This window comes from Streptomyces sp. NPDC018029 (genome assembly GCF_044327655.1).
In the GTDB taxonomy this organism is placed as follows: Bacteria; Actinomycetota; Actinomycetes; order Streptomycetales; family Streptomycetaceae; genus Streptomyces.
The window spans coordinates 64,503-88,751 of the sequence record NZ_JBIRFV010000018.1 but is presented as its reverse complement, the minus strand read 5'-3'; the positions used below and the strand labels follow the sequence as shown (position 1 = coordinate 88,751).

At 71.4% G+C, this 24,249-nt stretch carries 24 protein-coding genes; 14 read left to right on the top strand and 10 right to left on the bottom strand.

The window, feature by feature from the left end; all coding sequences use genetic code 11:
- Window positions 1-47: 47 nt before the first annotated feature.
- Both ACH4D5_RS37665 and ACH4D5_RS37660 read left to right on the top strand, forming a co-directional pair.
- Window positions 48-1,406 carry an MFS transporter gene (locus ACH4D5_RS37665; RefSeq protein WP_398312337.1) on the top strand — a complete coding sequence of 453 codons (1,359 nt, stop codon included), beginning with the start codon at window positions 48-50 and terminating at the stop codon, window positions 1,404-1,406.
- Between the two features lie 257 nt (window positions 1,407-1,663).
- Window positions 1,664-2,038 (top strand): RNA polymerase-binding protein RbpA, encoded by a 375-nt coding sequence (locus ACH4D5_RS37660; protein WP_030360404.1) that lies wholly within the window; start codon window positions 1,664-1,666, stop codon window positions 2,036-2,038.
- A 119-nt stretch (window positions 2,039-2,157) separates the two neighbouring features.
- Here ACH4D5_RS37660 and fxsA read toward each other — a convergent pair whose 3' ends face one another.
- The 4 genes from fxsA to ACH4D5_RS37640 form a co-directional block, all read right to left on the bottom strand.
- A complete protein-coding gene (gene fxsA / locus ACH4D5_RS37655) occupies window positions 2,158-2,733 on the bottom strand; it encodes an FxsA family membrane protein (RefSeq protein ID WP_398312334.1) in 576 nt (191 codons plus the stop codon).
- 107 nt (window positions 2,734-2,840) lie between these two features.
- Window positions 2,841-3,632, bottom strand: coding sequence for a polyprenol monophosphomannose synthase (locus tag ACH4D5_RS37650; RefSeq protein WP_398312331.1), 792 nt, complete (start codon window positions 3,630-3,632; stop codon window positions 2,841-2,843).
- Window positions 3,633-4,144: 512 nt separating this feature from the next.
- Entirely contained in the window at window positions 4,145-5,824 is a 1,680-nt protein-coding gene (locus tag ACH4D5_RS37645; RefSeq protein WP_398312328.1) for an amidohydrolase, read from the bottom strand.
- A 42-nt stretch (window positions 5,825-5,866) separates the two neighbouring features.
- Complete coding sequence (locus tag ACH4D5_RS37640) at window positions 5,867-6,307, bottom strand: Lrp/AsnC family transcriptional regulator (protein WP_030789227.1); 441 nt, start codon at window positions 6,305-6,307, stop codon at window positions 5,867-5,869.
- Window positions 6,308-6,514: 207 nt separating this feature from the next.
- On the opposite strand from ACH4D5_RS37640, the gene ACH4D5_RS37635 reads away from it, so the two are divergent.
- Window positions 6,515-6,943 (top strand): hypothetical protein, encoded by a 429-nt coding sequence (locus ACH4D5_RS37635; RefSeq protein WP_362994870.1) that lies wholly within the window; start codon window positions 6,515-6,517, stop codon window positions 6,941-6,943.
- A 1-nt stretch (window position 6,944) separates the two neighbouring features.
- Here ACH4D5_RS37635 and ACH4D5_RS37630 read toward each other — a convergent pair whose 3' ends face one another.
- Window positions 6,945-8,045 carry a phosphotransferase family protein gene (locus ACH4D5_RS37630; protein ID WP_398312325.1) on the bottom strand — a complete coding sequence of 367 codons (1,101 nt, stop codon included), beginning with the start codon at window positions 8,043-8,045 and terminating at the stop codon, window positions 6,945-6,947.
- Between the two features lie 29 nt (window positions 8,046-8,074).
- On the bottom strand, window positions 8,075-9,202 hold the full coding sequence (locus ACH4D5_RS37625; RefSeq protein WP_398312322.1) for a hypothetical protein: 1,128 nt from the start codon (window positions 9,200-9,202) through the stop codon (window positions 8,075-8,077).
- Between the two features lie 504 nt (window positions 9,203-9,706).
- Between ACH4D5_RS37625 and ACH4D5_RS37620 the strand changes: the two genes are divergently transcribed.
- A complete protein-coding gene (locus ACH4D5_RS37620) occupies window positions 9,707-9,925 on the top strand; it encodes a hypothetical protein (RefSeq protein ID WP_398312467.1) in 219 nt (72 codons plus the stop codon).
- On the opposite strand, the gene ACH4D5_RS37615 is transcribed toward ACH4D5_RS37620, so the two are convergent.
- Window positions 9,888-11,060 (bottom strand): acyl-CoA dehydrogenase family protein, encoded by a 1,173-nt coding sequence (locus ACH4D5_RS37615; RefSeq protein ID WP_398312319.1) that lies wholly within the window; start codon window positions 11,058-11,060, stop codon window positions 9,888-9,890. The two genes, ACH4D5_RS37620 and ACH4D5_RS37615, sit on opposite strands and share 38 nt — an antisense overlap.
- Before the next feature lie 348 nt (window positions 11,061-11,408).
- On the opposite strand from ACH4D5_RS37615, the gene ACH4D5_RS37610 reads away from it, so the two are divergent.
- On the top strand, window positions 11,409-12,653 hold the full coding sequence (locus tag ACH4D5_RS37610) for a glycoside hydrolase family 18 protein (protein WP_398312316.1): 1,245 nt from the start codon (window positions 11,409-11,411) through the stop codon (window positions 12,651-12,653).
- Between the two features lie 64 nt (window positions 12,654-12,717).
- Here ACH4D5_RS37610 and ACH4D5_RS37605 read toward each other — a convergent pair whose 3' ends face one another.
- Window positions 12,718-13,341, bottom strand: a complete 624-nt coding sequence (locus tag ACH4D5_RS37605; RefSeq protein WP_398312313.1) for a TetR/AcrR family transcriptional regulator — start codon at window positions 13,339-13,341, stop codon at window positions 12,718-12,720.
- A gap of 232 nt (window positions 13,342-13,573) precedes the next feature.
- On the opposite strand from ACH4D5_RS37605, the gene ACH4D5_RS37600 reads away from it, so the two are divergent.
- The 3 genes from ACH4D5_RS37600 to ACH4D5_RS37590 are packed head-to-tail and all read left to right on the top strand — an operon-like array spanning window position 13,574 to window position 16,039.
- Entirely contained in the window at window positions 13,574-14,095 is a 522-nt protein-coding gene (locus ACH4D5_RS37600; protein WP_398312464.1) for a DUF6230 family protein, read from the top strand.
- Window positions 14,086-15,078 (top strand): DUF6114 domain-containing protein, encoded by a 993-nt coding sequence (locus ACH4D5_RS37595; protein WP_398312310.1) that lies wholly within the window; start codon window positions 14,086-14,088, stop codon window positions 15,076-15,078. Before ACH4D5_RS37600 ends, ACH4D5_RS37595 begins: the two co-directional genes overlap by 10 nt.
- A gap of 10 nt (window positions 15,079-15,088) precedes the next feature.
- Complete coding sequence (locus ACH4D5_RS37590; protein ID WP_398312307.1) at window positions 15,089-16,039, top strand: hypothetical protein; 951 nt, start codon at window positions 15,089-15,091, stop codon at window positions 16,037-16,039.
- Here ACH4D5_RS37590 and ACH4D5_RS37585 read toward each other — a convergent pair.
- Complete coding sequence (locus tag ACH4D5_RS37585) at window positions 16,017-16,163, bottom strand: SCO1431 family membrane protein (protein WP_362994854.1); 147 nt, start codon at window positions 16,161-16,163, stop codon at window positions 16,017-16,019. The two genes, ACH4D5_RS37590 and ACH4D5_RS37585, sit on opposite strands and share 23 nt — an antisense overlap.
- Window positions 16,164-16,385: 222 nt before the next feature.
- On the opposite strand from ACH4D5_RS37585, the gene ACH4D5_RS37580 reads away from it, so the two are divergent.
- From ACH4D5_RS37580 to ACH4D5_RS37565, 4 genes are all read left to right on the top strand, one after another.
- Complete coding sequence (locus tag ACH4D5_RS37580) at window positions 16,386-17,894, top strand: M1 family metallopeptidase (protein WP_398312304.1); 1,509 nt, start codon at window positions 16,386-16,388, stop codon at window positions 17,892-17,894.
- 88 nt (window positions 17,895-17,982) lie between these two features.
- Window positions 17,983-18,363 carry a hypothetical protein gene (locus ACH4D5_RS37575; RefSeq protein ID WP_398312302.1) on the top strand — a complete coding sequence of 127 codons (381 nt, stop codon included), beginning with the start codon at window positions 17,983-17,985 and terminating at the stop codon, window positions 18,361-18,363.
- Between the two features lie 82 nt (window positions 18,364-18,445).
- The gene (locus ACH4D5_RS37570) at window positions 18,446-18,631 is read left to right on the top strand and encodes a CsbD family protein (protein ID WP_398312299.1); all 186 of its coding nucleotides are present in this window, start codon (window positions 18,446-18,448) and stop codon (window positions 18,629-18,631) included.
- 114 nt (window positions 18,632-18,745) lie between these two features.
- The gene (locus ACH4D5_RS37565) at window positions 18,746-19,345 is read left to right on the top strand and encodes a hypothetical protein (RefSeq protein ID WP_398312296.1); all 600 of its coding nucleotides are present in this window, start codon (window positions 18,746-18,748) and stop codon (window positions 19,343-19,345) included.
- A gap of 45 nt (window positions 19,346-19,390) precedes the next feature.
- On the opposite strand, the gene ACH4D5_RS37560 is transcribed toward ACH4D5_RS37565, so the two are convergent.
- Complete coding sequence (locus ACH4D5_RS37560) at window positions 19,391-20,764, bottom strand: peptidase C39 family protein (RefSeq protein ID WP_398312293.1); 1,374 nt, start codon at window positions 20,762-20,764, stop codon at window positions 19,391-19,393.
- A 358-nt stretch (window positions 20,765-21,122) separates the two neighbouring features.
- On the opposite strand from ACH4D5_RS37560, the gene ACH4D5_RS37555 reads away from it, so the two are divergent.
- Both ACH4D5_RS37555 and ACH4D5_RS37550 read left to right on the top strand, forming a co-directional pair.
- Window positions 21,123-21,731, top strand: a complete 609-nt coding sequence (locus ACH4D5_RS37555) for a uridine kinase (RefSeq protein ID WP_398312290.1) — start codon at window positions 21,123-21,125, stop codon at window positions 21,729-21,731.
- A 507-nt stretch (window positions 21,732-22,238) separates the two neighbouring features.
- Window positions 22,239-24,212, top strand: a complete 1,974-nt coding sequence (locus tag ACH4D5_RS37550) for an AAA family ATPase (RefSeq protein WP_398312288.1) — start codon at window positions 22,239-22,241, stop codon at window positions 24,210-24,212.
- Window positions 24,213-24,249: the final 37 nt, after the last annotated feature.

The following is a 24,249-nucleotide window of genomic DNA, read 5'->3' as shown; positions in this document are numbered from 1 at the left end:
CCTCCCCGGAGATCGCGTCGCACCACGGGGAACAGCGAGGGTCACGGGTGAGCACCGACACCGTGAAGGCAGCGGCGGCCGACGACGCCGCCATGGAACGACGACGCGAACAGCGGGGCTGGTACTTCTACGACTGGGCCTGCTCGGTCTATTCGACGAGCGTCCTGACCGTGTTCCTGGGGCCCTATCTCACGGAGATCGCCAAGGCGGCCGCCGACCCGGAGGGCTATGTGCACCCGCTGGGCATCCCGGTCCGCGCGGGCTCCTTCTTCGCGTACACGGTGTCCGCGTCCGTGCTCGTGTCGGTCTTCGTCATGCCGATGGCCGCCGCGGCCGCCGACCGCACCGGCCGCAAGAAGCCCCTCCTGGCCGTGGCCGCGTACCTGGGGGCGGCCGCCACGGCGGGCATGTTCTTCCTGGACGGCGAGCGCTACCTCCTCGGCGGCTTCCTGCTGATCGTCGCCAACGCCTCGCTCGCCGTCTCGATGGTGCTCTACAACTCCTACCTGCCGCAGATCGCGCCCCCTGAGGAGCGCGACGCGGTCTCCTCGCGCGGCTGGGCCTTCGGCTACGCGGCGGGCGCCCTCGTCCTGGTGGCGAACCTCGTCCTGTTCCTCGCCCACGACAGCTTCGGCGTCTCGGAGTCGACCGCGGTCCGCATCTGTCTGGCGTCGGCCGGCGTGTGGTGGGGCGCCTTCACCCTCGTACCCCTGAAGCGGCTGCGGGACCGGCGGACGGCGCCGGCCGAGGCGGGGGCACCGCCCCGGGGAGGCTGGCGGCAGCTGCGCTCGACGGTCCGCGACATGCGCCGCCACCCGCACACACTCGCCTTCCTGCTCGCCTATCTCGTCTACAACGACGGGGTCCAGACGGTGATCTCGCAGGCGTCCGTCTTCGGCTCGGAGGAGCTGGGTCTCGACCAGTCCACGCTGATCGTCGCGGTCCTGCTGGTGCAGCTGCTCGCCGTCGCCGGTGCGCTCGCCATGGGGCGGCTCGCCCGGACGTACGGCGCCAAGCGCACCGTGCTCGGCTCGCTGGTGGCCTGGACGGTCACGATCGGGGCCGGTTACTTCCTGCCGGCCGGCGCGCCCGTGTGGTTCTTCGTGCTGGCCGCCGGGATCGGCCTGGTGCTCGGCGGCACGCAGGCGCTGTCCCGTTCGCTCTTCTCGCATCTGGTGCCGCGCGGGAAGGAGGCCGAGTACTTCTCCGCGTACGAGATCAGCGACCGCGGCATGGCCTGGCTGGGACCGTTGATCTTCGGCCTCACGTATCAGCTCACGGGAAGCTATCGGGACGCGATCGGCTCGCTCGTGGCGTTCTTTTTGCTCGGTTTCGTCCTGCTCGCACGGGTACCTGTACGGCGTGCGGTGCGCGACGCGGGCAATCCCGTACCCCAGCGGATTTAGCAACTGGAGGCAAAGGCCGGTAGTGTACGCCTTTGGCCTGCCAGGCGGACCGTTACTGCGAGCTGAGGATTCAGAAACGCTGGGTGACATCTGCTACTAGATGTGACAAACCGGGCGCTGGTGGGTACAACAAGGGGCGGCATACGACGGCGACGCATGACCCAGATCGGGAATCTTTACCGCCGACCGGACGTTGACCGGATGACGACGACAGCGACACCTGTCCTGTGGGCGACAAAGCCCGGGAGGCACGATTCATGAGTGAGCGAGCTCTTCGCGGCACGCGCCTCGTGGTGACAAGCTACGAGACCGACCGCGGCATCGACCTGGCCCCGCGCCAGGCCGTGGAGTACGCATGCCAGAACGGACATCGTTTCGAGATGCCGTTCTCGGTCGAGGCGGAGATCCCGCCGGAGTGGGAGTGCAAGGTCTGCGGGGCCCAGGCACTCCTCGTGGACGGCGACGGACCTGAGGAGAAGAAGGGCAAGCCGGCGCGTACGCACTGGGACATGCTCATGGAGCGCCGCACCCGAGAGGAGCTCGAAGAGGTCCTCGAGGAGCGTCTCGCGGTTCTCCGGTCCGGTGCCATGAACATCGCGGTGCACCCGCGAGACAGCCGCAAGTCCGCCTGACGGCGGTCACCGCGGCACACCGCACAAGCACGACGCACAAACGCACAACGCATCAAAAGGGCCGGGGCCACTGCTGAGCAGTGGCCCCGGCCCTTTTGCGCGTCCTGGCACCTGCGCGCTCAGCGCGGCAGCTGCGGGTCGTCCGGACGCGGGCTCCGCGTCGGCGGCTCGTCGTCCCTGATGACCTCGCCCTGCACGACCTTGCCGTCGGGCCGGTGCATCCGGGCCTGCTGGAAGGCGTCCCCCAGACCGCCGGGCGTCGCCTCGCGCACCTTGCGCTCGAAGGTCCGCTCCGCATACCGCCCGAGGGCCTTCTGGACCGGCGGGACCAGCAGGATCAGCCCCAGGGCGTCCGAGATGAGCCCCGGCAGGATGATCAGGAGGCCGCCCAGCATCGTGAGGGCGCTGCCGCCACCGGTCTCCGGAGGGGGCGTCACGCCGCTCTGCTGCTGTTGCACCGCCTCGCTGAGCTTGCGGAAGGCCCTGCGCCCCGCGCGCTTGATCACCGCGGAGCCGAGCACGAGGCCGCCCACCAGGAGCAGGAAGACCACGAACCCGCTCGTGGCTCCCGCCACCACGGTGAGCAGCCAGATTTCCAGGACCAGCCACGCGGCGATACCGAGCGGCAGGTACTTCAGGCGCCCGGAGCGCCGGGGCAGGGCAGGTCGAATGGGAGGCGGTGCGCCAGTCGTCATGCTCCCAGTGTGCCTGGGCCCGCCTCAGTCCGGCATAAGGGGGATGATCAAGAAGGGCAGCGGCCCGGACCGCACGGCACAGCCCACAGAGCCGCACGGCACGGCGCTCAGGGCTGCTTGCGGCCGATGACCTTGCCGACGCGCTCGCCCACGCCCCAGGCCGTGACCCGCCACAACGCCTCGACGACGATGTTCTGGCTCATCTTGCTGTCCCCGAGCTCACGCTCGACGAAGGTGATGGGCACCTCGACGACGTGATAGCCCGCCTTCACCGCGCGGCGCGCCAGGTCGACCTGGAAGCAGTACCCCTGCGACTCGACCTCGCCGAGGCCGAGCCCTTCCAGGGTCTCGCGGCGGAAGGCGCGGTAGCCGCCGGTCACGTCGCGGATGGGCACGTCGAGCAGGAGGCGCGAGTAGGTGCTGCCGCCGCGCGAGATGAACTCGCGGTGCTTGGGCCAGTTGACCACCCGGCCGCCCGGCACCCAGCGCGAGCCGAGCACGAGGTCGGCGCCCTTCAGCGCGGTGAGCAGCCGGGGCAGCTCCTCCGGCTGGTGGGAGCCGTCGGCGTCCATCTCGACGAGGACTCCGTAGTCGTTCTCCAGGCCCCAGCGGAAGCCGGCGAGGTAGGCCGCGCCGAGCCCTTCCTTGCCCTTGCGGTGCAGCACGTGGACCTGGTCGTCGTCGGCCGCGAGCTCATCGGCGATCTTGCCGGTGCCGTCGGGGCTGTTGTCGTCGGCGACCAGGATGTGCGCGTCCGGTACGGAGGCCCGCACCCGGCCGACGATCGCCTGGATGTTCTCCGCCTCGTTGTAGGTCGGAATGATCACCAAGGCCGTGCCGAGCGGGCCGAACCGCCTCCCCTGGTCCCCCGCTTCGGAGACCCCGCCGCCGTCGTTCACTACTGCCCCTTCGTTCGTACGCAGAGGACCACCATAGTGGCCGCGGCCTGCGGCGCAGCGACGGCACGGAGGTCGGGGCGCGAGCGCCCGCCGCCCGGGCGGAAAGTACTGCGGATCGGGGCCCGGCGCCCTTCGGGCCGGCCTGGGACCCGCTGGCTGCGGATCGACCGAGAGCCGTTGTCTACTGAGCGTCCGGGCCCCACCCGGGTCACACCTGCCGATCGGCTGATACGTTCCCTCGCCTCCGCGTCGCGGGCGCTGGACCTGGCTCCCAGTGGTGGTGCGCCGGTGCGGCACACCACCTGTGACCCAGCGGCGTTCGACGACTGCGTGGAGGTTCGCCGGTCGGACGTCCTGTGGTGGACCCGGCCGAACCTACCGGCCCACGGCGGCTGTCTGTCAATACCCCGCTGAGCTGCGGCTCCTTCACAGACCGCCAGGTCAGTGCCGAGGATTCCCAGGTCGTGCGAGGCGGTGCAGGGCCGCGATCGGCGCCGCGCACCGCCGGGACATCACTCTTCCGGCCGCACGAACACGGGCCGTCCGGCCACGACCGTGCGCAGGCACACGGGGAGCCGGGCGCCCGGCGACAGGTCGGGCAGGCCGGGCGTGCCGGAGCGGGGGTCGGTGGACCAGCGGGCCACCCGGTCGTCCGGGGCCTGCACCACCAGCTCGGAGGTGCGCCACACGGCATAGTCGGCGGGCGCGCCCGGCACCAGGGTGCCCGCGTCGTCGCGGCCGACGGCCCGCCAGCCGCCCCGGGTGTGCGCGGTGAACGCGGCGCGCACGGAGACGCGGTGCTCGGGTGTGCGGTGGAAGGCGGCGGCGCGGACGGTCCCCCACGGGTCGAGCGGCGTGACGGGGCTGTCGGAGCCGAACGCCAGCGGCACACCGGTGCGCAGCAGGGCCGCGAAGGGGTTGAGGGTGCGCGCCCGTTCGGCGCCGAGGCGCTGGACGTACATGCCGTCCTCGCCGCCCCAGAGCGCGTCGAAGGCGGGCTGGACGGACGCGGTGAGGCCGAGCTCGGCGAAGCCCGCGATCGTCTCGGGCGTGAGCATCTCGGCGTGCTCGACGCGGTGCCTGGCGGCGCGCACGCGGGCGAGGCCGACCTTCTCGGCGGCCGCGCGCATGCCGTCGACCACGGAGGCCACCGCGGCGTCCCCGATGGCGTGGAAGCCCGCCTGGAGGCCGGCCTCCGTGCAGGCCACGACGTGGTCGGCGACGTCGGCGGCGTCGAGGTAGGCGGTGCCGGTGTGGGCGGCGTTCCCGTCGGTGTCGGCGTAGGGCTCGTGCAGGCAGGCGGTGTGCGAGCCGAGGGCGCCGTCGACGAAGAGGTCACCGGCGGCGCCGACCGCGCCGAGCTCCCGGGCGCGCCGGACGTCGCGCTCGGCCCAGTAGCCGACGACGCGCGGGCCCGGCTCCTCGGCGGCGAGCCGCAGCAGTCCGGTGAAGTCGTCCTCGTCGGAGATCTCGGGCCCCGCGCACTCGTGCACGGAGCCGATGCCGAGGGACGCGGCGTGCCGGAGAGCGGCGCGCTGGGCCTCCGTGCGCTGGCGCGGGGTGATCGCGCCGAGCGCCGCGGCGCGCACGCCGTGGTGGGCGTCGGCGGTCAGCGGGGCGTCCGGGTGGTAGCCGGCGCGCTCGGTGACGCCGGGCACCAGGTCGAGGAGCGCGGTCGTGACCACGGCCGAGTGGACGTCGATGCGGGAGAGGTAGAGCGGCCTGCCGCCGGTCGCCTCGTCGAGCTCCGCGCGCGTGGGCGGGCGGCCGCCGGGCCAGCGGGCGGCGTCCCAGCCGTGGCCGAGGAGGACGGTGTCGTGCGGATGCGCGGCAGCGTGTTCGCGTACGAGAACGAGTGCGTCGGCCAGCGAACGCGCCCCGGACAGGTCCAGGCCCGTCAGGGCGAGGCCGGTGGCCGTGGTGTGCACGTGGGCGTCGGTGAACGCCGGGGTGACCAGCGCGCCTTCGAGGTCGACGACCTCGTCGACACCGTCGGCGAAGGAATCGGCGGCGCCCTCGGAGCCGACCCAGGCGACGTGGCCGCGTTCGACGACCATCGCAGTGGCGAACGGGTCGGCGGGGCTGTGGACGTCGCCGCCGCGCAGCAGCACGGTGCGGTGGTTCTGCGGCTCCTGGGCAGGGCGGTGCCGAGGGTCCTGCGGGGTGTTCCCGGGGGTGGTGCTCTCGCTCATGGGACCAGTCTCGCCCCTGCCGGCGGCGGGCCGGCGCGGGGGTCAGACCTGGGGCGGGCGGGCCTCGTACGGAGTCGAGAGGACGACCGTCGTGCGCGTGGAGACGCCCGCGAGGGCGCGCAGGCGGCTGAGCAGGTGCTCCAGCTCCAGCGGCGTGGCCACGCGGACCTTGAGGATGTAGTTCTCGTCGCCGGCGACGCTGTGGCACGCCTCGATCTCCGGAACGCCCGCGAGCCGTTCCGCGATGTCGTCGGGGGCGCTGGGGTCGAACGGCTTCACCGAGATGAACGCGGTGAGCGGCAGCCCGACGGCCTCGGGGTCGACGACCGCGGCATAGCCGCGGATGACGCCCCGCTGCTCCAGACGGCGCACACGCTGGTGCACGGCCGAGGTGGACAGGCCCGTGGCCTTGCCCAGGTCGGTGTAGCTCATCCGCCCGTCCTTGACGAGCAGCTGCACGATCTGTCGGTCCAGCTCCTCCATGCGCCGAACCTACAGGGCTCTTGATCTCGGCGGATACCTGAGGGCCGGTCTTTGCGGGGCGGGCAACTCCATTTGGCATGTGACGAACGCCACACTCTCGTGACCGGGTCCGAAGGGATGCAACGATTACCTCTACGACGGGACGGGAAGTGCTTGCTGTGGTCGAGGCCGCAGCGCCTTGTCGGCCCACCCGAGGGGGAGATTCCCATGCAGAATTTGAAGCGCCCCGGCCGGTCTGTCCGCGCCAAGCAGCAGCCGGCCGCAGAGCCCGAGCCGGAGGGCGTCGAACCGGCGGACGCCTTCCTGGACGCCTACGACACTTTCGAGATGTACCGGGTGAACTGCCCCGACTGCGAGCAGCCCATCGCGCTCCTCGCGGACGAGGACGTGCTGCCCGAGCACGCACTGTGCCCCACTCCGTGGAATCCGTTCGGGCTGACGGTCTGCGCCGGCACCGGCCGGGCGGCCACCGACGCCACGCCCGCCGACGAGTCGATGGAGGTTCAGGAGCAGGACACGGCCCTGCTGTTGACGCTCCCTCAGGGACTCGACTGGCGGACGCAGCCGTTCTCGCACGTGGGCGGGCCCGGCTCGCAGCCGTTCCGCGTGCCGCGACAGCAGCGGCCCGCCGCCTGATTCACCAGTAGGTGCCCTGCACCATGGCGGCCAGGCTGTCGTGGTGCAGGATCAGCGCGTCCGCGGCCGCCGCGCTCTCGGGCACGGCGGCCTCGCCGAAGTGGACCTGGCGGTAGGCGACGCGCAGCATGACGATCGCGTGCCGCAGCGCGGCGTACAGCGTGTAGAAGTCCATGTCGCGCGGCGTATACCCGGTGAGCAGGGCGTATGCCTCCTCAACGCGGTCGCGGCGCAGGAAGTCCGGCAGCCCGGGCTGGCCGAAGCTCACCGTCAGGTCCTGGAAGAAGCGGTGCAGATAGACCGCCCAGCCGAGGTCGACCTCGCGCGGGGCGAGCGCCGCCATCTCCCAGTCGAGGACCGCGGCGGGCTCGAAGCCGTCGTAGATGATGTTTCCGATGCGTGCGTCACCCCAGTTGAGGACGGCGTCATCCTCGTCTCGTGGCCACAGTTCCTCGAGGCGGTCGAAAGCTTGCTCTATGACGGGCGAGCGGGGCAGTCCGCTCACCACCCAGGCGTAGTAGGCGCGTTGAGCCGTGACGTGGCGGCGCAGCGGGCTTCCCTCGCCCGGCAGGGTGAGGAACTCCGCTGCTTCGGGCGACACTTGGTCGTGCAGCCGCGCGAGGACGCGGACCGAGGCCTCTTCGAGGTGCGCGCGCTCGGCGTCGGTGGCGGAGTGCAGCCAATTGCCCTCGTACGTATAGGGCATGACGTCGGGTGGGACGCGTCCCTCGACGCGCTCCATCACGAAGAAGGGCGCGCCGAGCGGGCCCGGGTCCTCTTCGAGCCACAGCACACGCGGCACCGGCACGTCGGTGTGGTCGGCGACGAGCCGCATCGTGCGGTACTGGCGCGGCATGTCGTAGACGGGAAAGATCGTGTACGCCGCCGGGTCGGCCGCCAGGCGCAACGCGCAGCGCTCGATGGGCGGTTCGGGGTGTTCGACGGTGAAGAGCAGGGTCTCGCTGGACATGCCGTTGGACTCGGGCACGGTCACGTCGACGGCTTTGGCGCCGGGCAGCCGCGTGTCGAGCCAGGCGCCGAGGCGGCGGGCGAGGTCTTCCGGGTCGCGGGTGGTGGTGCGGGGGCGGGGTGCCGTTGCCATGTCCGTACTCCTTCCTCCGGCCCGTGCCCTCAGGGCGCCACGGAGTCGAATCCGGTGAAGCCGCTCGGGTCGTGGCGGCCGAAGCTGCCGTGCTCGAAGATGCCGTATCCCGTCTGCCCGTCGAGGGTGAAGCGCGCCGCGTGGTCGATGACTCCGTAGGCGGCGAGCGGGTGGGCGGCGGGGTCCGACAGGTCGTAGGTGCGGCGGTCGGTCCAGTCGCGGCCGCGCCAGGTGCCGTGCTGCCAGTCGTCGGCGGGCGGATACCCGGCGCCCACGGCCAGGGGCAGTGAGGCGAGCACCTGTACGCCGAGTTCCAGGGGCTTGCGGCCGTCGGGGTCGGTGAGGTGGATGACGGCGCTTTCGGGGTGGCGGGTGCCTGAGCGGTAGGTGATGTCGGCCTGGGGCCAGCCGAGTTGGCGGTCGCGCTGGTCCGGACGGACGAGGGTGGCGTCGTTGAGGGTGCGGTAGCCGTCCGCGTCCTCCTGGGAGATGACCATGAGGAAGCGGTCGTCGAAGCGGACCGGACACCAGATCCAGTGGAAGCCCTCGGTGGCGAACTCCTCCTCCAGGCGCCCGCGTTCCTCGCCCGGTATGGGCCGCACGCCCCAGCTGCGGTCGCGGGTGGCGGTCCACTCCCCCGCCGTGACGGCGATCTCCTCGCCGCCCGCGCGGATCACCCCGGCGGGCCGGCCCGCCTGCACGAACCGGCGCCCTTCGAGGGTGAGCCGGTCGCCGCGGCGCTGGATGTGGTGCGGCTCCCACAGGGCGGGGAAGTCGGCGGTCCAGGTGAGGTCGTACGAGAGTGAGGCGGGGTCGCCTGGGTCGGCGGCGCACCGCAGACGGAGGCGGCGGAGCGGTTCGTCGACGGTGATGTCCAGCGAGCCGACGCGGAGGTTCATGCGGTCCTCGCCGAGCGCGTCACTGGCGCGTACGGCGTGGAGCGTGTCCCCCGTACGCAGGGTCGCGTACGCGTCGATGACACCGGTGTTCGGGTAGACGCCGAGCCCGAGGATGAGCAGGGCGCGGCCCCGGTGGTCGAAGAGGTGGAAGATGCACCGGTCGTAGGCGTTGCGGTCGCCCGTCGCGACGTGCTTCATCGACAGGGGGACCTGGTGGACGGGGTATTCGTCGAGCGGGACCGGACGGTCGTCTGCCACGGCAAACCTCCCTGGTCGCACGGCAGTTCAGGGTGGCGGGAGGCAAATAGGGCCCTCCGACGCGGAGTTGACGGTACGTCAGTTCATCGGGCGGGACCAGAGACGCGTCGGGCCGTTCGCGGGGCGGGGCCAGAGCCGTGCCGGACCCTTCACCGAACACATGTCGTACACCTGCCCGAGCCGTCACCGCCCCCACGGGCACGCCGTGAACAGACGCCCTATTCGCCCGGGCGGTGACTTCGCCGCGACAGTGCGCGTTGCCCTGGTATGACCCCCATGGAAACGGGTGCGGGCACGGGCCCGACGCACCTTCCCAGCGGGCGGCGGCGGCACACCCTGGTGACGCTGTCCGTCGCAGAATCGGTTCCCCGGCACCCCCCGGATCCCCCGCAGCACCAGTCGTCACCCCAGCCGCCGGGGCCGCCCCAGCCGCAGCAGCACGTGTACCAGCAGCAGCCGCAGCAGCAGCACGTGCACCAACAGCCGCACCAGCAGTACGGGCACATGTATCAGCCCTACCAGCAGCCGCACTTCCCGGATCCGCACTTCCCCGATCCGCACTTCCAGGACCCGCCCATCTACCGCGCCCTGCTCCACCACTGGGCCGACCGCGGCCGGACGCTGCCCGGGCGCCACGACCCGGAGTGGGCCCGGCTCCTGGCGCCGCCCGTGCACCGCGGCCAGTTCAGCGCGAGTCGGGACCCGCGAGGTGACGCGCGATGACCATGCGCTGGATCTGATTGGTGCCCTCGACGATCTGCAGCACCTTCGCCTCACGCATGAGGCGCTCCACGGGGAAGTCCGCGGTGTAGCCGTACCCCCCGAGCACCTGCACGGCGTCCGTCGTCACCTTCATCGCGGCGTCCGTGCACAGCAGCTTGGCCATGGCCGCCTGCTTGGCGAACGGCCGCCCCGTGTCGCGGAGCCGGGCCGCGGCCAGATAGAGCGCCCGGCCCGCCTCGATCTGCGTCGCCATGTCCGCGAGCATGAAGCGCAGCCCCTGGAAGTCCGCGATGGGCCTGCCGAACTGCTTCCGCTCGGTGGCGTACGCGACGGCCTCGTCGAGCGCCGCCTGGGCCACGCCGATCGCGCAGGCCGCGATGCCGAGCCGCCCCGAGTCGAGCGCGGAGAGCGCGATGGCGAAGCCCTGGCCCTCGTCGCCGATGCGGCGGGAGTCGGCGACGCGCACCCCGTCGAAGTGGATCTGGGCGGTGGGCGAGCCCTTCATGCCCATCTTCTTCTCGGGCGCCGCGGCGCTCAGCCCCTCGGCGTCGCCCGGCACCAGGAAGGCCGTGACGCCCCGGGCGCCCTCGCCGCCCGTGCGGGCGAGCACGGTGTAGAAGTCGGCGACGCCGCCGTGGGTGATCCAGGCCTTGGTGCCGGTGATGACCCAGTCGTCGCCGTCCCTGACGGCCTTGGTGCGCAGCGACGCCGCGTCGGACCCGGACGAGGGCTCCGACAGGCAGTACGCGCCGAGCAGGCCGCCGCCGAGCATGGCGGGCAGGTGGTCGGACTGCTGCTCCTTGGTGCCGTAACCGGCGAGGGCGTGGCAGGACAGGGAGTGGACGCTGACGCCGAGGCCGACGGTCAGGCGCGCGGCGGCGAGCTCTTCCAGGACCTGGAGATAGACCTCGTACGGCTGGTCGCCGCCGCCGAACTCCGAGTCGTACGCCAGGCCGAGCAGGCCGGATTCGGAGAGCAGCGTGAAGACCTCGCGGGGGAAGCGCCCGGCGTCCTCCTCCTCGGCGGCCTTGGGGGCGATCTCGCGCTGGGCGATGTCCCGGACCAGCGAGAGCAGATCCCTGGCCTCATCCGTGGGCAGCTGACGCTCCACCGACTGCGTGATGTGGTCGGGCATGACGCTCTCCTCCCTGTGGGGCTGCGGCGGACGCCCGCGCTGGGTGGGGCGGCGCCGCCGGGAAACGTTGCCGAGCCGGGGTCTCCTTCCGGGTCTCGGAAGCAGCTGACCAGCGGCTCTGGCGCGTTGAGTATGCCCGATCGGCGGCAGCCCGTCACTAGTTAACGACCGCTTACTCAAAACATAACTGAAGATCGCCACTGCGGGCCGGATTGGTCCGAACCATTGACCACACTGGTCTAGTCCTCCTACTGTTCTTTTCAACGACTTAACGCGTTCATGCCAAGTCGTACGCGCAGGTCCACAGCACCACTTCCCCCTCCCGGTTTCCCCCCACGAGGAGACACGATGCTCAGACCGCACTCCCCTCGCGCCTCCTTCCGGGCGCTCATCGCCACCACCTGTGCCGCCGTCCTCGGCGCGGGCCTGCTGGCCGGCGCGGGCACCGCCGCCGCCGAGCCCGACCAGGGCACCGAGCAGAAGGCCGCCGCCGGCTCCAAGGTCGTCGGATACTTCACCGAGTGGGGCGTCTACGGCCGGAACTACCACGTCAAGAACGTCGAGACGTCCGGCTCGGCCAACAAGCTCACGCACATCAACTACGCCTTCGGCAACGTCCAGGGCGGCAAGTGCACGATGGGCGACGCCTACGCGGCGACCGACAAGGCCTACACCGCCGACCAGTCCGTGGACGGCGTCGCCGACACCTGGGACCAGCCGCTGCGCGGCAACTTCAACCAGCTGCGCAAGCTGAAGAAGAAGCACCCGGACCTCAAGGTCCTCTGGTCGTTCGGCGGCTGGACCTGGTCGGGCGGGTTCACCGAGGCGGCGAAGAACCCCGCGGCCTTCGCCCAGTCCTGCTACGACCTGGTCGAGAACTCCAAGTGGGCCGACGTCTTCGACGGCATCGACATCGACTGGGAGTACCCCAACGCCTGCGGCCTGACCTGCGACACGAGCGGGCGCGCGGCCTACAAGAACCTGATGTCGGCGGTCCGTTCGAAGTTCGGCAGCAACAATCTGGTCACCGCGGCGATCCCGGCGGACGCCTCGACGGGCGGCAAGATCGACGCGGCCGACTACGCGGGCGCGGCCCAGTACGTCGACTGGTACAACCCCATGACGTACGACTACTTCGGCGCGTGGGACGCGAAGGGCCCGACCGCCCCGCACTCGCCGCTGACCTCGTACACCGGCATCCCGAAGGCCGGCTACAACTCCGACGCCACCATCAAGAAGCTGAAGGCGCTCGGGGTGCCGTCCCAGAAGCTGCTGCTCGGCCTCGGCTTCTACGGCCGCGGCTGGACGGGCGTCACGCAGAAGGCGCCCGGCGGCACCGCGACAGGGCCGGCCGCGGGCAAGTACGAGCAGGGCATCGACGACTACAAGGAACTGAAGACCAAGTGCCCGGCCAACGGCACGGTCGGCGGGACCGCGTACGCGCACTGCGGGAACAACTGGTGGAGCTACGACACCCCGGCGACCATCGCGGGCAAGATGAACTACAAGAACCAGCAGGGCCTCGGCGGCACCTTCTTCTGGGAGCTCAGCGGAGACACGTCCAACGGTGAGCTGATCAAGGCCATCAACTGACCTGAAGCATCAGCTGTGTCGAGGGGCGGGAGCCGGCGGGCTCCCGCCCCTCGCGCGCGTCCACTCACGGGCGCGCCGGCGCCGGGTACGACGGCTCGAAGTCCTCGATGACCCGCAGCGTGTCCCCGAGCGTCCGCACCAGAAGCGCGCCGACCGCCTCGCGCGACAGGCCCCGGCTGCCGATCCAGTCGAGGGTGATGCCCTCCACGCTGCACAGCCAGCCGAGCAGGGCCGTGCGCGCCAGCTGCGGGATGTCCTTGCGGCCGTACGCCCCCTCGGCGATCGTCCCGATCAGCGCCTCGCGCACGCCGTCGCGTATGGCGTGCACCTCCGCGTCGAAGCCGACGCCGCCGCTGATGATCGTGCGGTACGCCGCCTGATGGTGCTCGGCGTAGCGCAGATAGCCGTCGACGGTGCGCTGCACCCGCTCCACGGGCGGAAGGTCGTCGTGGCGTCCCGCGCGCGCGACCAGGTCCGCGACGGAGTCCTCGATGATCGCCAGGTAGTAGCCGCGCTTCGACTTGAAGTAGTAGTAGATCAGCCCCTTGGCGACGCCCGCCTGCTTCGCGATGTCGTCCATCGACAGGGCGTCGTAGGACGTGTCGGCGAACAACTTCCGTCCGATGGCGATGAGTTCGGCCCGACGCGCCGCCGAGCGGTCCGTTCCGCGCTGTTGACTATTATTCAATTTCGGCCCTAGTCTCCAACTGCCTCGGGATCGTCCGCAGTATGGCAGACCACTGCCACCTGCCGGTTCGGCTCCCGACGGCCCCACGCACTCCCCTTACGCACGCCTACGGACGCGGAACGACGTACGGGAGGAAACAGTGAACGCAAGCCGCACCGCGTTACGCGAGGGCAGAACCTCCTGGAAGAAGACGGCCGTGGTGGCCCTGCCGGCCGTCCTGGCCGTCGGTGTGATGGCCTCCGTGATGGCCGAGGGCGCGCTCGCCGCGTCCTTCGCCGTCTCCGGCACCAGCTTCCAGGTGTCGTCCGGCAAACTGACCAGCCAGGGCCTGTCCTCGTACGTACAGACGGACCGGGACATCGACGGCAAGGGGCACCCGGTGGCGCTCCTCGGGATCGGTGACGCGACCCTCTCCGACATCTGCCAGGCCGCCGAGGTCAAGACCCCCCTCGGGAACGTCGTCTTCAAGCTGACCGCGGGCGGCGACGCGGGCAACGTCACCGCGAGCAACCTCATCATCGACGGCGAGGACCTGGTCGGCGACGCCCGCTTCGGCACCGCGCAGATCGGCCGGGACGCCTCGACGCTCGACGAGGTGCCCGGCATCAAGGGCGAGCGGGGCAAGTTCGGACTCCAGGCCGGGGACATCACCGTCTCCGGGGTGAAGTCGAACGCCTGGTCGGCGACGGGCGGCAACTTCCGGCTCAAGGGCATGCGGGTCGACGTCAGCCTCGGCGGCAAGAAGTGCTTCTGACCGGCGGCGGCAGAAGTGGTGTCAGAGCCTTCCGAGGCGACGGCGGCGGCTGGCTCGACCGGCGGCTGCCGTGGCCCGACCAGCGCCGGGCCGTCCGCAGATGGCGGCGCACCCGGCCGTTCTGGGGCGGGCTGCTGCTGATCCTCGGCGGCGCCGAACTGCTCCTGATCCCGCTCTCGCCGCTGACCGTGCTCGTCAGTCTCGGCCTCGGCGGGATCGCGGCGCTCGGCATCGGGATCGCGCTGGTCGTGGCGGGGCTCTTCCTGTGGCTGCTGCCCCACACGCACCACTACGTGAGCGTCAACGCGCTGATCCTGTCGGTGCTCTCGTTCGCGGCCACCAATCTCGGCGGGTTCCTCGTCGGGATGCTGCTGGGCATCGCGGGCAGCGCCATGGGGTTCGGCTGGACTCCGGTGCCCGACGACGCCGAGGAGGACCCGGCGCGGCCGAAGGTGCGGGACGGGCAGGGCACGCGGACGCTCGGGGTGCTGCTGCCCGTGGTGATCGTCGCCGGCATCGTGAACGGCAGCCCGGCGAAGGCGACGCCCGCGCAGGCGCCGCCCGCCGGGGCGATCGTGGCCGCGCGGGTGCCGCCGACGATCACCACGACGCTCTTCGCGCCGCAGGGCTTCATCGTGGCGGGCGTCCGCGAGATCCCGACCGCCGACGGGCCGCTGAAGGTCATGGTGCTGCGGATGAAGGCCGCCTCCCTGACCGACTACAAGCTCACGACGCGCGACGGGAGCCGGGAACTCGCCCTGGGCGCCGACACGTTGGACCTCAGTGGTCAGGTGACGCTGTATCTGACCAAGTTCAGGGGATGCATCGAGGGCATCCTCTGCCTCACCTTCACGCCCGACAAGCTGCCGGTGCCGCCCCTCGTGCCGCCGTTCATCTTCATGACGGACGTGAGCGCCGAGCAGGCCCTGGTCACCTCGGACTCGATCGTGGCGGGCGGGCTGACACTGAAAGCCACGGCATGAGGGGCGCGGCGTGATCCAGATCCAGGCCGCCCTCTTCTGGGCGTACGCGGTCGGCGCGACGTTCGCCCTCTCGGCCGGGCGTCAGCTCCAGGTGTGGGAGCGGATCAACGCCGGCGAGGGCCCGCGCACCCGCAGCCGGGCCGCCAACCCCTATCTCGCGCTGACCGCGCTCTTCGCCGCCGTCCTGATGGTGCCGACGGGGCTGTTCCTGCTGTGGCAGAACCCGTCCTGGTCGACCATGCATGTGGCGGAAGGCCACGAGGGCGTGTGGGCGGGGTTCGTGCTGTTCTACGCGGGCGGCATCCCGGTGGCCGCAATCCTCGGGTTCCTGGTCGCGCAGGGCCTGGTGCTCGTGGGGGCCGGCTACTGGGCGTACCTCCAGTGCGTCGGCGGGTATTTCCTGCTGTTCGGGACGTTGATCCACGGGTGGGACGGCAGAGGATACGAGCGCTTCCTCTCACCCGGCGCCGAGGATTTCGCCGACTGGTCGCGGGACAGCGTCGTCAACCACGTACTGGACTTCCTGACGTCCGGGACGTTCCTGGCGCTGCTGCTGTTCGGCGCCGCGGTGATCGGCACCATGCTGGTGACCGAGATCGGCTGGCTCATGGAGGGCTGGTCGCTGCCGGGCGCCGACGAGGACCGCAAGGTGCCGAGGTTCCTGGGCATCGCCATCGCGGCGGCCGGGGTGTACGGGCTGCCCTTCGTGGGCGCGCTCTTCGCGAGCGTGCTGGTGCGCCTGGTCGGCGGGTGGCTCGGCCTCCCGCTGTTCGCGGTCGTGGCGGGCGTCACACTGCTGCACCGGCGCTCGCCGGTGCGGTGGCTGTACGGCCTGGTGGGCGTGCCGGGGCGGCACTGGCGGGCCGGCCTCGACGAGGCCGGCGGTCAGGAGAGCGCGGGCTCGGGCGGCCGGGAGGGCGACGGCCGGGAGAGCGACGTCACAGCAGACCGGTCTGGGTGACGAGCATCGCGAGGACGACGACGAGGGTCCAGCCCGCGAGGTGCTCCAGGAGGGTGGGCCCGTCTTCGTCGGGGCCGCCGGTGCGGGCCTTCGCGCGGACAGCGGTGGCAGAGGTCGCGGTCATGTCTTTCTCACTGACGTCTCGTGTGGCAGTACTCCCCCGCAAGGTCCCGGGCAGTGCCTGCACCCCCACGGGACCCCCTCCACCTTGCCAGCCGGAAGCCCTTTTGCGGGCGAGACCTTGGTCACCCCGCAACTGGGACGTCGCGTCGCGCGTCTAACCCCGGACGGCGGGGTCGTCTCCCCCGTCCGTCCGCCCGTGCACCGTACGACCGAGAGGTTCCCGATGAGCACGAACCGGACGACGTCCCGCCCGCGCCGCAGGGCCGGGCTCGCCCTCGCGGCCGCGATCACCGCCGCGGCCGCCCTCACCGCACCTGTCTCGCAGGCGTCACCGCTCCCCCAGGCCGCACCGGTCACCGCCGAGAAGCCGTCGCCGGGCGCACCAGGGCTCGGCGACCCGATGTTCCCGCTGGACGGTAACGGCGGGTACCGGGTGGAGCGCTACTACCTGGACTTCGACTGGCAGGCCCCGAAGACGCCCTTCGAAGCGACGACGACGATCAGGGCCCGTTCCACCCAGGCACTGTCCCGCTTCAACCTCGACTTCGGCGGCAACACCCTGCACGACGTCACCGTGAACGGCTCCCCCGCGGGCGCCTCGCGAGCGGGCGACGAACTCACCGTCACCCCCAAGTCCCCGATAACCAAGGGCAGTTCCTTCACGGTCAAGGTCACCTACACCGCCGACCCGACGCAGACCCGGCACCGCGACGACGCGATCGAGGACTACGGCTGGATCCCCACGCCCGACGGCACAGTGGTCTACCCGCAGCCGAACGGCGCCCGGCTGATCTTCCCGGCCAACGACCATCCGAGCCGGCGCGCGCCGATCACCTTCCGCATCACCACGCCGGGCGACCGCACGGCCGTCGCCAACGGCAAGCTGGTCTCGCGCACCGAGCGCCCCGACGGCCGGGTGCGCTGGACGTACGACTCCGAACAGCCCCTCTCCACCCAGCTGGTGCAGCTGGCCATCGGCAAGTTCCGGCTGGTCGACAGCGAGGGGCCCGGCGGGCTGCCGCTGCGCGACGTCGTCCCGGAGGAGCTGGTCGAGCCGACGGCCGCGTACCGCGCACTCACCCCGGACCACCTGAAGTGGCTGGAGGAGAAGCTCGGCCCCTACCCCTTCAACCGCTACGGCCTGCTGGTCGGCGACACCGACCTCGGCGTGGCCCTGGAGACGCAGACCCTGTCGCTCATACCGAAGGCGGACCTGCTCGGCACCCGGGTCGACGCCGAGCGGAACATGGTGCACGAGCTGGCCCACCAGTGGTTCGGCGACAGCGTCGCCCTCAAGAGCTGGTCCGACCTGTGGCTGAGCGAGGGCCACGCCCGCTTCTACGAGAGGGAGTACTCCGAGCAGCACGGCGGGGACAGCTTCGAGGCCGCCATGAAGACCGCGTACCAGAACCACGACATCTGGCGCCGCGACTTCGGCGCGCCCGCCGAGCCGACCGAGCCGAACCTCTTCAAGCGCATGCGGTACGACGGCTCGGCCCTGGTCCTGTACGCGCTGCGCGAGCAGGTCGGCGACGCAACGTTCCAGAAGATCGAGCGTGCCTGGGTGAGCGGTTTCGCGGGGCGCGCGGCGAGCACGCGGCAGTTCGTCGACCTCGCGTCGAAGGTCGCGGGCGAGGATCTGGAGGGTTTCCTCAACCCCTGGCTGTACGGCTCGAAGACGCCGCCGATGCCCGGGCACCCGGACTGGGTGGTGGAGCCGGCAAGCGGATGAATCCATTCGGTCCCACGGCGCGCTTTCCGCCCCTATGATCACGTCGATCTCCAGGGGGGAGATCAGCACCATCTAGGAGGGGACCACCATGACCGGAGTTTCCAGACGCGCCCTGCTGGGCTATTCGGGCAGTGCCGCCGCGGGAGCGGCCCTGGCGGGAGCGGGGTCCGCCGGCGCCGCCGAGGCCGACTCGGCGGCGACCGCCCAGGCGGCCTCGGCCACCGCGGCCACCGCGGCCACGCCGACGTCGGACGCCGACGTACCCAACGGGCAGAAGTTCGGGGGCAACGTCAGCATCGGCGACATCGACGCGATGATGGACTTCTCGTTCAGCCTGCGGGTCGAGAACGCTCCCGCGGCGAAGCAGATCACCCCGATGGAGATCGTGAACGCCTTCAACGAGATCGCCACCTCCCGCGGCTGGCCTCGGATGACGTTCTACTACGAGACCAGCGCCCCGCTGAACTGACCGACCGCGCCCGCTCCGCCCGAGATGCACCTTTCCTCCGCTCCTCTTAGCGTGGGGGCATCCCCGACCAAGAGGAGCCGTCATGGGCGACAGCGCCATGAACAAGGCAAAGGGCAAGGCCAAAGAGATGGTGGGCAAGGCCACCGGCAACGACCGCAAGGTGGCCGAGGGCAAGACCGATCAGGCCAAGGGCAAGGCGAAGGACGCCGCGGACGACATGCGCGACAGGGCCGAGGGCATGCGCGACTCGTTCCGCGACGACCGCTGAGCCGACGCGTGTGCCCGTCCCCACATGGGGGCGGGCACACGCGCGTCACCGGCCACCTCAGTCTCAGCCCCCCGGCCGCGCATGCTGGCTAGGCTTGCGGCACACGCTGTGATCGTGCTGGTGCCGACCTGCGGGCGGCATGAAGGGGGCGGGCAAGTGCAGCCGGACGGGCAGGACTTGGCAGAGCGGACGCCGATGGGCGCGGCCTGGCGGACGGTCGTCGAGGGCGTCACGGGCTCGATGGCCTACATCGCCGACGCGCACTGGAACGTCGTGGCCTGCAACGACGAGTTCAGAGCCCTCTTCCCGGACGGCCGGCCACCGTCCAACATCATGCGGTGGATGCTCCTCGACGATCAGGCCCGGCACGACGTCCTGCTGAACTGGGCCGAGGACTGGGCGCGCGGCGCCTGCCCCGCGCTCCGGCGGGCCGTCACGAACCGTCCCGCCGACCCCGCGCTCATCGAGCTGGCGAGCGATGTCCGGCGCGACCCGCTCGCGGGGCCCATCTATCTGGCGACCGCGAGCTCGCACCCCCTGCACCCGGACGGTGCCGTGCGCCAGGTCAACCACGCCACCAAGGGGCCCGGCTGGGTGATCGCGTCCGCCGCCAGCCCGCTGCCGGAGACGGACGCCCTGTTCGTGATGATGCAGTACCGGCCGGGCGCGACCCGCCCTCATCAGCCGCCGCCGCTGAGCACGAACACCCGCTGACGCCGACGAGCGCCCACTGACAGGCGCCTGCCGACGAGCGGTGGTTCAGCGGATGCCGACCGCGGCCAGCGCGCTCCGCCGGCGCGCGGACAGGGTCGTCGGGAAGTACAGGTAACAGACGCCTCCCGTGCCCGACACGACCTTTCCGGTGGAGTTGTAGCGCTTCGTCCGCAGCCAGATGTTCTCCCACTCGCGCCTCTTGTAGACGCGGCGCACCTCGGGATTGCTGGGCGACGCCGGGTCGTTGGCGATCACGTCGCCGTCCGCCGTGAAGCCGATGACGGTCATGAGGTGGCCAGCCGTGCCGTAGCCCGCGCCCGTCAGCTCCTCCCTGAGGAACGACTGGGACGTTATGGCCGGGATGCCCGCGGCGATCAGCGTCTCCAGCTCCGTCAGCGAGGCGAGCCGGGTCACGACGCCCTGGAGATCCTTGTACGTCGACGCGTACGCGGCGTTGAAGGGCCAGTTGCCGCAGCCGTTGTACTGGTAGTCGAACGTGAAGCGGGCCGCGTGGCAGACCTGCGGGTCGGCGTAGGAGGGGTCGACCCAGGCCAGGTCCTCGGCCGTCGGCCTGCGCCCCCAGTACTCGATGATCATCTGGGAGGAGGTCGGGCTGCACCAGGCCTCGCCTCCGTTGTCGTACTCCGGATACTGGCCCTTGTGGATGTCCTGCGAGTAGCGCGGGACCGTCAGCTCCTTGGCGAGGCTCGGCTGCGACGCGGGGACCGTGAAGCGGTCGGGGACCGCCGAGGCCATCGCGCCGAGCCGCCAGACCGTGGGGGTCGCGGTGGCGCCGGGCCTGCGGTGGAGCGTCAGTCGCAGCTGGTACGAGACGACGCGCAGGCCGGTGGTCGTGTCGTCCACGGAGAGCGTGTCTGTCCAGACCGTCGACTTGCCGTCGGTCTGGTCGTCGACCGAGGTCCGCCGGATGTCGGCTTCCGCGTCGTCGCCCGAGGCCCAGCGGCCCATCACGTACCACGGCGAGTCCGTCCCGTCGGAGTACGTGCCCCGCAGCTCGACCTGGAGCCAGGTCCCGGCGGGGGTGTGCGCGTTCCAGGACGCGATGAGCTCCGTGGCGGGGACGGTGGAGCGGTGCGTCGGCGAGGTCCACCTGGCGTACTCGTAGGTGGTGGTCCTGCCGGTGTGCGGGTCGGCGTAGTCGGTGCGGCCCGCGGGCTCGGCGATGCGCAGGCCGGGGCGGGCGCCGGTGACGACGGCCGTGCCCTCCGGGGTGCCGGTGCGCCAGTCCTTCGCCGAGGTCCAGAAACGGTTGTCCACGAAGCGGTCCGCGCGCGGGGTGCGGCCCTGGGCCGGTGCCGGGCCCGCGGCCAGGGCGGGCGTGGCGTGCGTGGCGGTCGCCGCGAGGGCCGCCCCTGCGGCGGCGGTGACGGCGGTGGTGAGCACGGATCTGCGGGACATGCCGTCGACGCGGCCGGCTGCGTCCGTACCGCCCGTCCTGTCAGGTCGCTCTGCTCGGCCGGCTCCGTCTGCTTGGCCTGCTTGGCCTGCTTGCTCTGCTTGGTCTGTTCGGCCGGCTCGGTCGGCTTGCTCTGCTCGGTCTGCTCGGTCCATGGAAGGGACCCCCAGTCGACATGGTTTCCGGCGGGATCCGGAAGGGTCGGGTCAGGTGCACGGAAGTGGGCCAACTATGGCCGGTCCCGGCCGACTTCTGCCAGCGCTTCGGGCACTGTCGCGCGCAACAATATTGGCCTCAACCAATGGCATGACCTGCGGCGGCGCGCGGAACACATCCTTCCGCAGTCGTACCCTTGCCGTGATGACCGGACACCCGCCCACCCCGCTCCCCCGCCTCGCCGACACCCTGCGACGCCTGCCGCCCTCCTGCGGCCCCGTCCGCCTGATCGCCGTGGACGGGCACGCGGGCTCCGGCAAGTCGACGTTCGCCCGGCGCCTCGCCGAGGCATCCGGCGACGCTCCCGTCCTGCGGCTCGACGACATCGCGAGCCACGCGGAGCTCTTCGACTGGACCGAGCGGCTCCGGCGGCAGGTCATCGGGCCGCTCTCCCGCGGCGAGACGGCGCACTACGCGACGTACGACTGGCACGAGCGCCGCTTCGGTCCCGCCGACGAGCCCCTGCCGTCCGCGCCCGTGGTGATCGTCGAGGGCGTCGGGGCGGGCCGCCGGGCGCTGCGGCCGCACCTCGCCGCGGTGCTGTGGATGGAGGTGCCGCGCGAGGAGGCGTGGCAGCGGGGCCGCCGGCGGGACGGGGCGGTCCAGAGTGACTTCTGGGACGGCTGGGAGCCCGCGGAACGTCGGCATTTCGCCGAGGACCCCTCCAGGCCTTTCGCGCACTATTTGGTACGACAGTGCCCAGAGGGATACGAGGTACTCCAAGGGCCCGGTGTGGCGCTTACAGAGGCCTGAGCCGTCACGCAGAGTGAAGGACCGTGGGCGGTCCGCTGAACCTCCGGAAAACCGCTTCCAGTTGGCCTCACGAGTTTTCGCCAGTGCCCCAACTATGCTTGACCCAGGGCCCTTACAGGACTTACGTTCTGAATGTGCGGTGTTGCGACACCGCCCGCAGACGCGAAGCCCCCGGTTGTTCCCCCGTGATCGGGGGCTTCGTTCTGCCTCAGGAGCCCGATTTCCGACCGCCGCGTGCCGCCATCCGCTCACCCTCGGTCACCGTCGGGCCACCCTCCATCGGCCCTTTCCGGCCGATCCGCCGGTGCGGCACCCTACGGCCCACCGCTCCCCCGCAGGTACGATGCATCTCGGTGCGCCTTTTCGGACGGCTGCTCTGCGCATCGAATCAACTCCCGTCCGCAGCACAGTGGTTCAGGCAGTGGTTCAGCGCGGTGGTTCAGCGCAGTCGCCGGCGGGCACCGGTCCGGCGGTACGCAAACGGGGGCACGGTTTGTGGGGGACCTGATGGACTTCGACGCGGTGGGCTCACCCGCCCCGGCCGACCTCGCCTGGCTGAGGGGCGTCGACGCCTACACCATGGGCGCCTATCCGCAGGCGGAGGAGGAATTCCGGACGGCGGTGCGGATGGATCCCGGGATGGCCGACGGCTGGCTCGGGCTGCACGCGCTGCGCATCGACACGACGACGGCGTTGCTGCGGATGTTCCAGCACCGGGACCGGTTCGGGGAGCAGCGCACCCGGCACGCGCGTGCCCTCAACTCCTGGTACTGGCTGGGCTGGTGGGTGCAGCCCGTCCTGGAGAGCACCCGTGACCTGCTGCTCGCCCACGCCTCGCACTGGCTCGACGGCCGCCATGTCCCGGAGCTGGACCGGGCGTTGGCGGGCCTGCCGCCCGTCGACGCCGATCCGCAGGTGCGTTTCCTGCACGCCTGCCGCTCCTATCTGGTCAAGGACTGGGAGCAGTTGGTGCGCCACACGGACCCGCTGATCGACGACCCGATGCTGGGCATCGAGGCCGGGCTCTTCGGCGGCATGGCCCGGGTCCGCCTGGAGACGTACAGCCAGGCGGAGCCGCTGCTGTCCGCCGCCCTCATGCGCTGCCGCAGCGAACAGCCGCAGCGCAAGGAGCTGCGCTACTGGCTGGCCCGCGCGCACGAGGGCACAGGACGCTCGGCGGCGGCCCTGCCGCTGTACCGCGCGGTGCACCGGGTCGACGCCTCCTTCATGGACACCTCGGCCCGGCTCGCGGCGATCTCCGAGGGCGACGGGTACGACGAGGCGGCCGACCTCGCCGCCGCGATCAGCCTGACCGGGGTGGGGCAGGACGTGCTGGAGGGGCCGGACGGCATCGATGTGCTCTTCGGCACGGAGGGGCGTGATGTGAAGGTCACCGACCCCGAACCGCCGTCGGGCGGCGGCTCCTCGACCACCAGCAGCCCCACCGGCCCCGGCAGCCCCGGTACCCCCGGCGGGTCCACTGGTCCCACCGGCCTCTCCGGCCCCACCGGCCCCTCGAAGCCCTCCGAGGCCGACGCCGTCCGCGAGAAGGCGATCATCCCCATCAAGGCGGCCCCGACGCAGCTGCCCCCGGGCCCCACCGACCCCGCACTCCTGGAGGCCGCCCTCTCCGAACTGGAGGGCATGGTGGGTCTGGAACCGGTGAAGCGCCAGGTCAAGGCGCTCTCCGCGCAGCTGAACATGGCGCGGCTGCGGGCCGCGCAGGGCCTGCCGGTGCAGCCGCCGAAACGACACTTCGTCTTCTCCGGCCCCTCCGGCACCGGCAAGACCACCGTGGCCCGCATCCTCGGCCGGGTCTTCTACGCGCTCGGCCTGCTCGGCGGCGACCACCTGGTGGAGGCGCAACGCGCCGACCTGGTCGGCGAGTACCTGGGCCAGACCGCCGTGAAGGCCAACGAACTGATCGACTCGGCGATCGGCGGCGTCCTCTTCGTCGACGAGGCCTACTCCCTCTCCAACTCCGGCTACGGCAAGGGCGATGCCTACGGCGACGAGGCCCTTCAGGTCCTCCTCAAGCGCGCCGAGGACAACCGCGACCACCTCGTCGTGATCCTCGCGGGCTACCCGGAGGGCATGGACCGGCTCCTGGCCGCCAACCCCGGCCTGTCCTCGCGCTTCACGACCCGCGTGGACTTCCCCTCGTACCGCCCGCTCGAACTCACCGCCATCGGCGAGGTCCTCGCGGCCGACAACGGCGACGTGTGGGACGAGGAGGCGCTCGAAGAGCTGCGCTCCATCAGCGGGCACGTCGTCGAGCAGGCCTGGATCGACGAGCTCGGCAACGGCCGCTTCCTGCGCACGCTGTACGAGAAGAGCTGCGCCTACCGCGACCTGCGGCTCTCCGGCTACCCCGGCGAACCGGGGCGCGACGACCTGTCGACCCTGCGGCTTCCCGACCTGATGCAGGCCTATGGGGAAGTGCTCTCGGGGCGGGGACCGCAGGACACCCCGGGGATCTGACGACCCCCGGGGCGCCCCGCCACGCGGCGCATGGAGC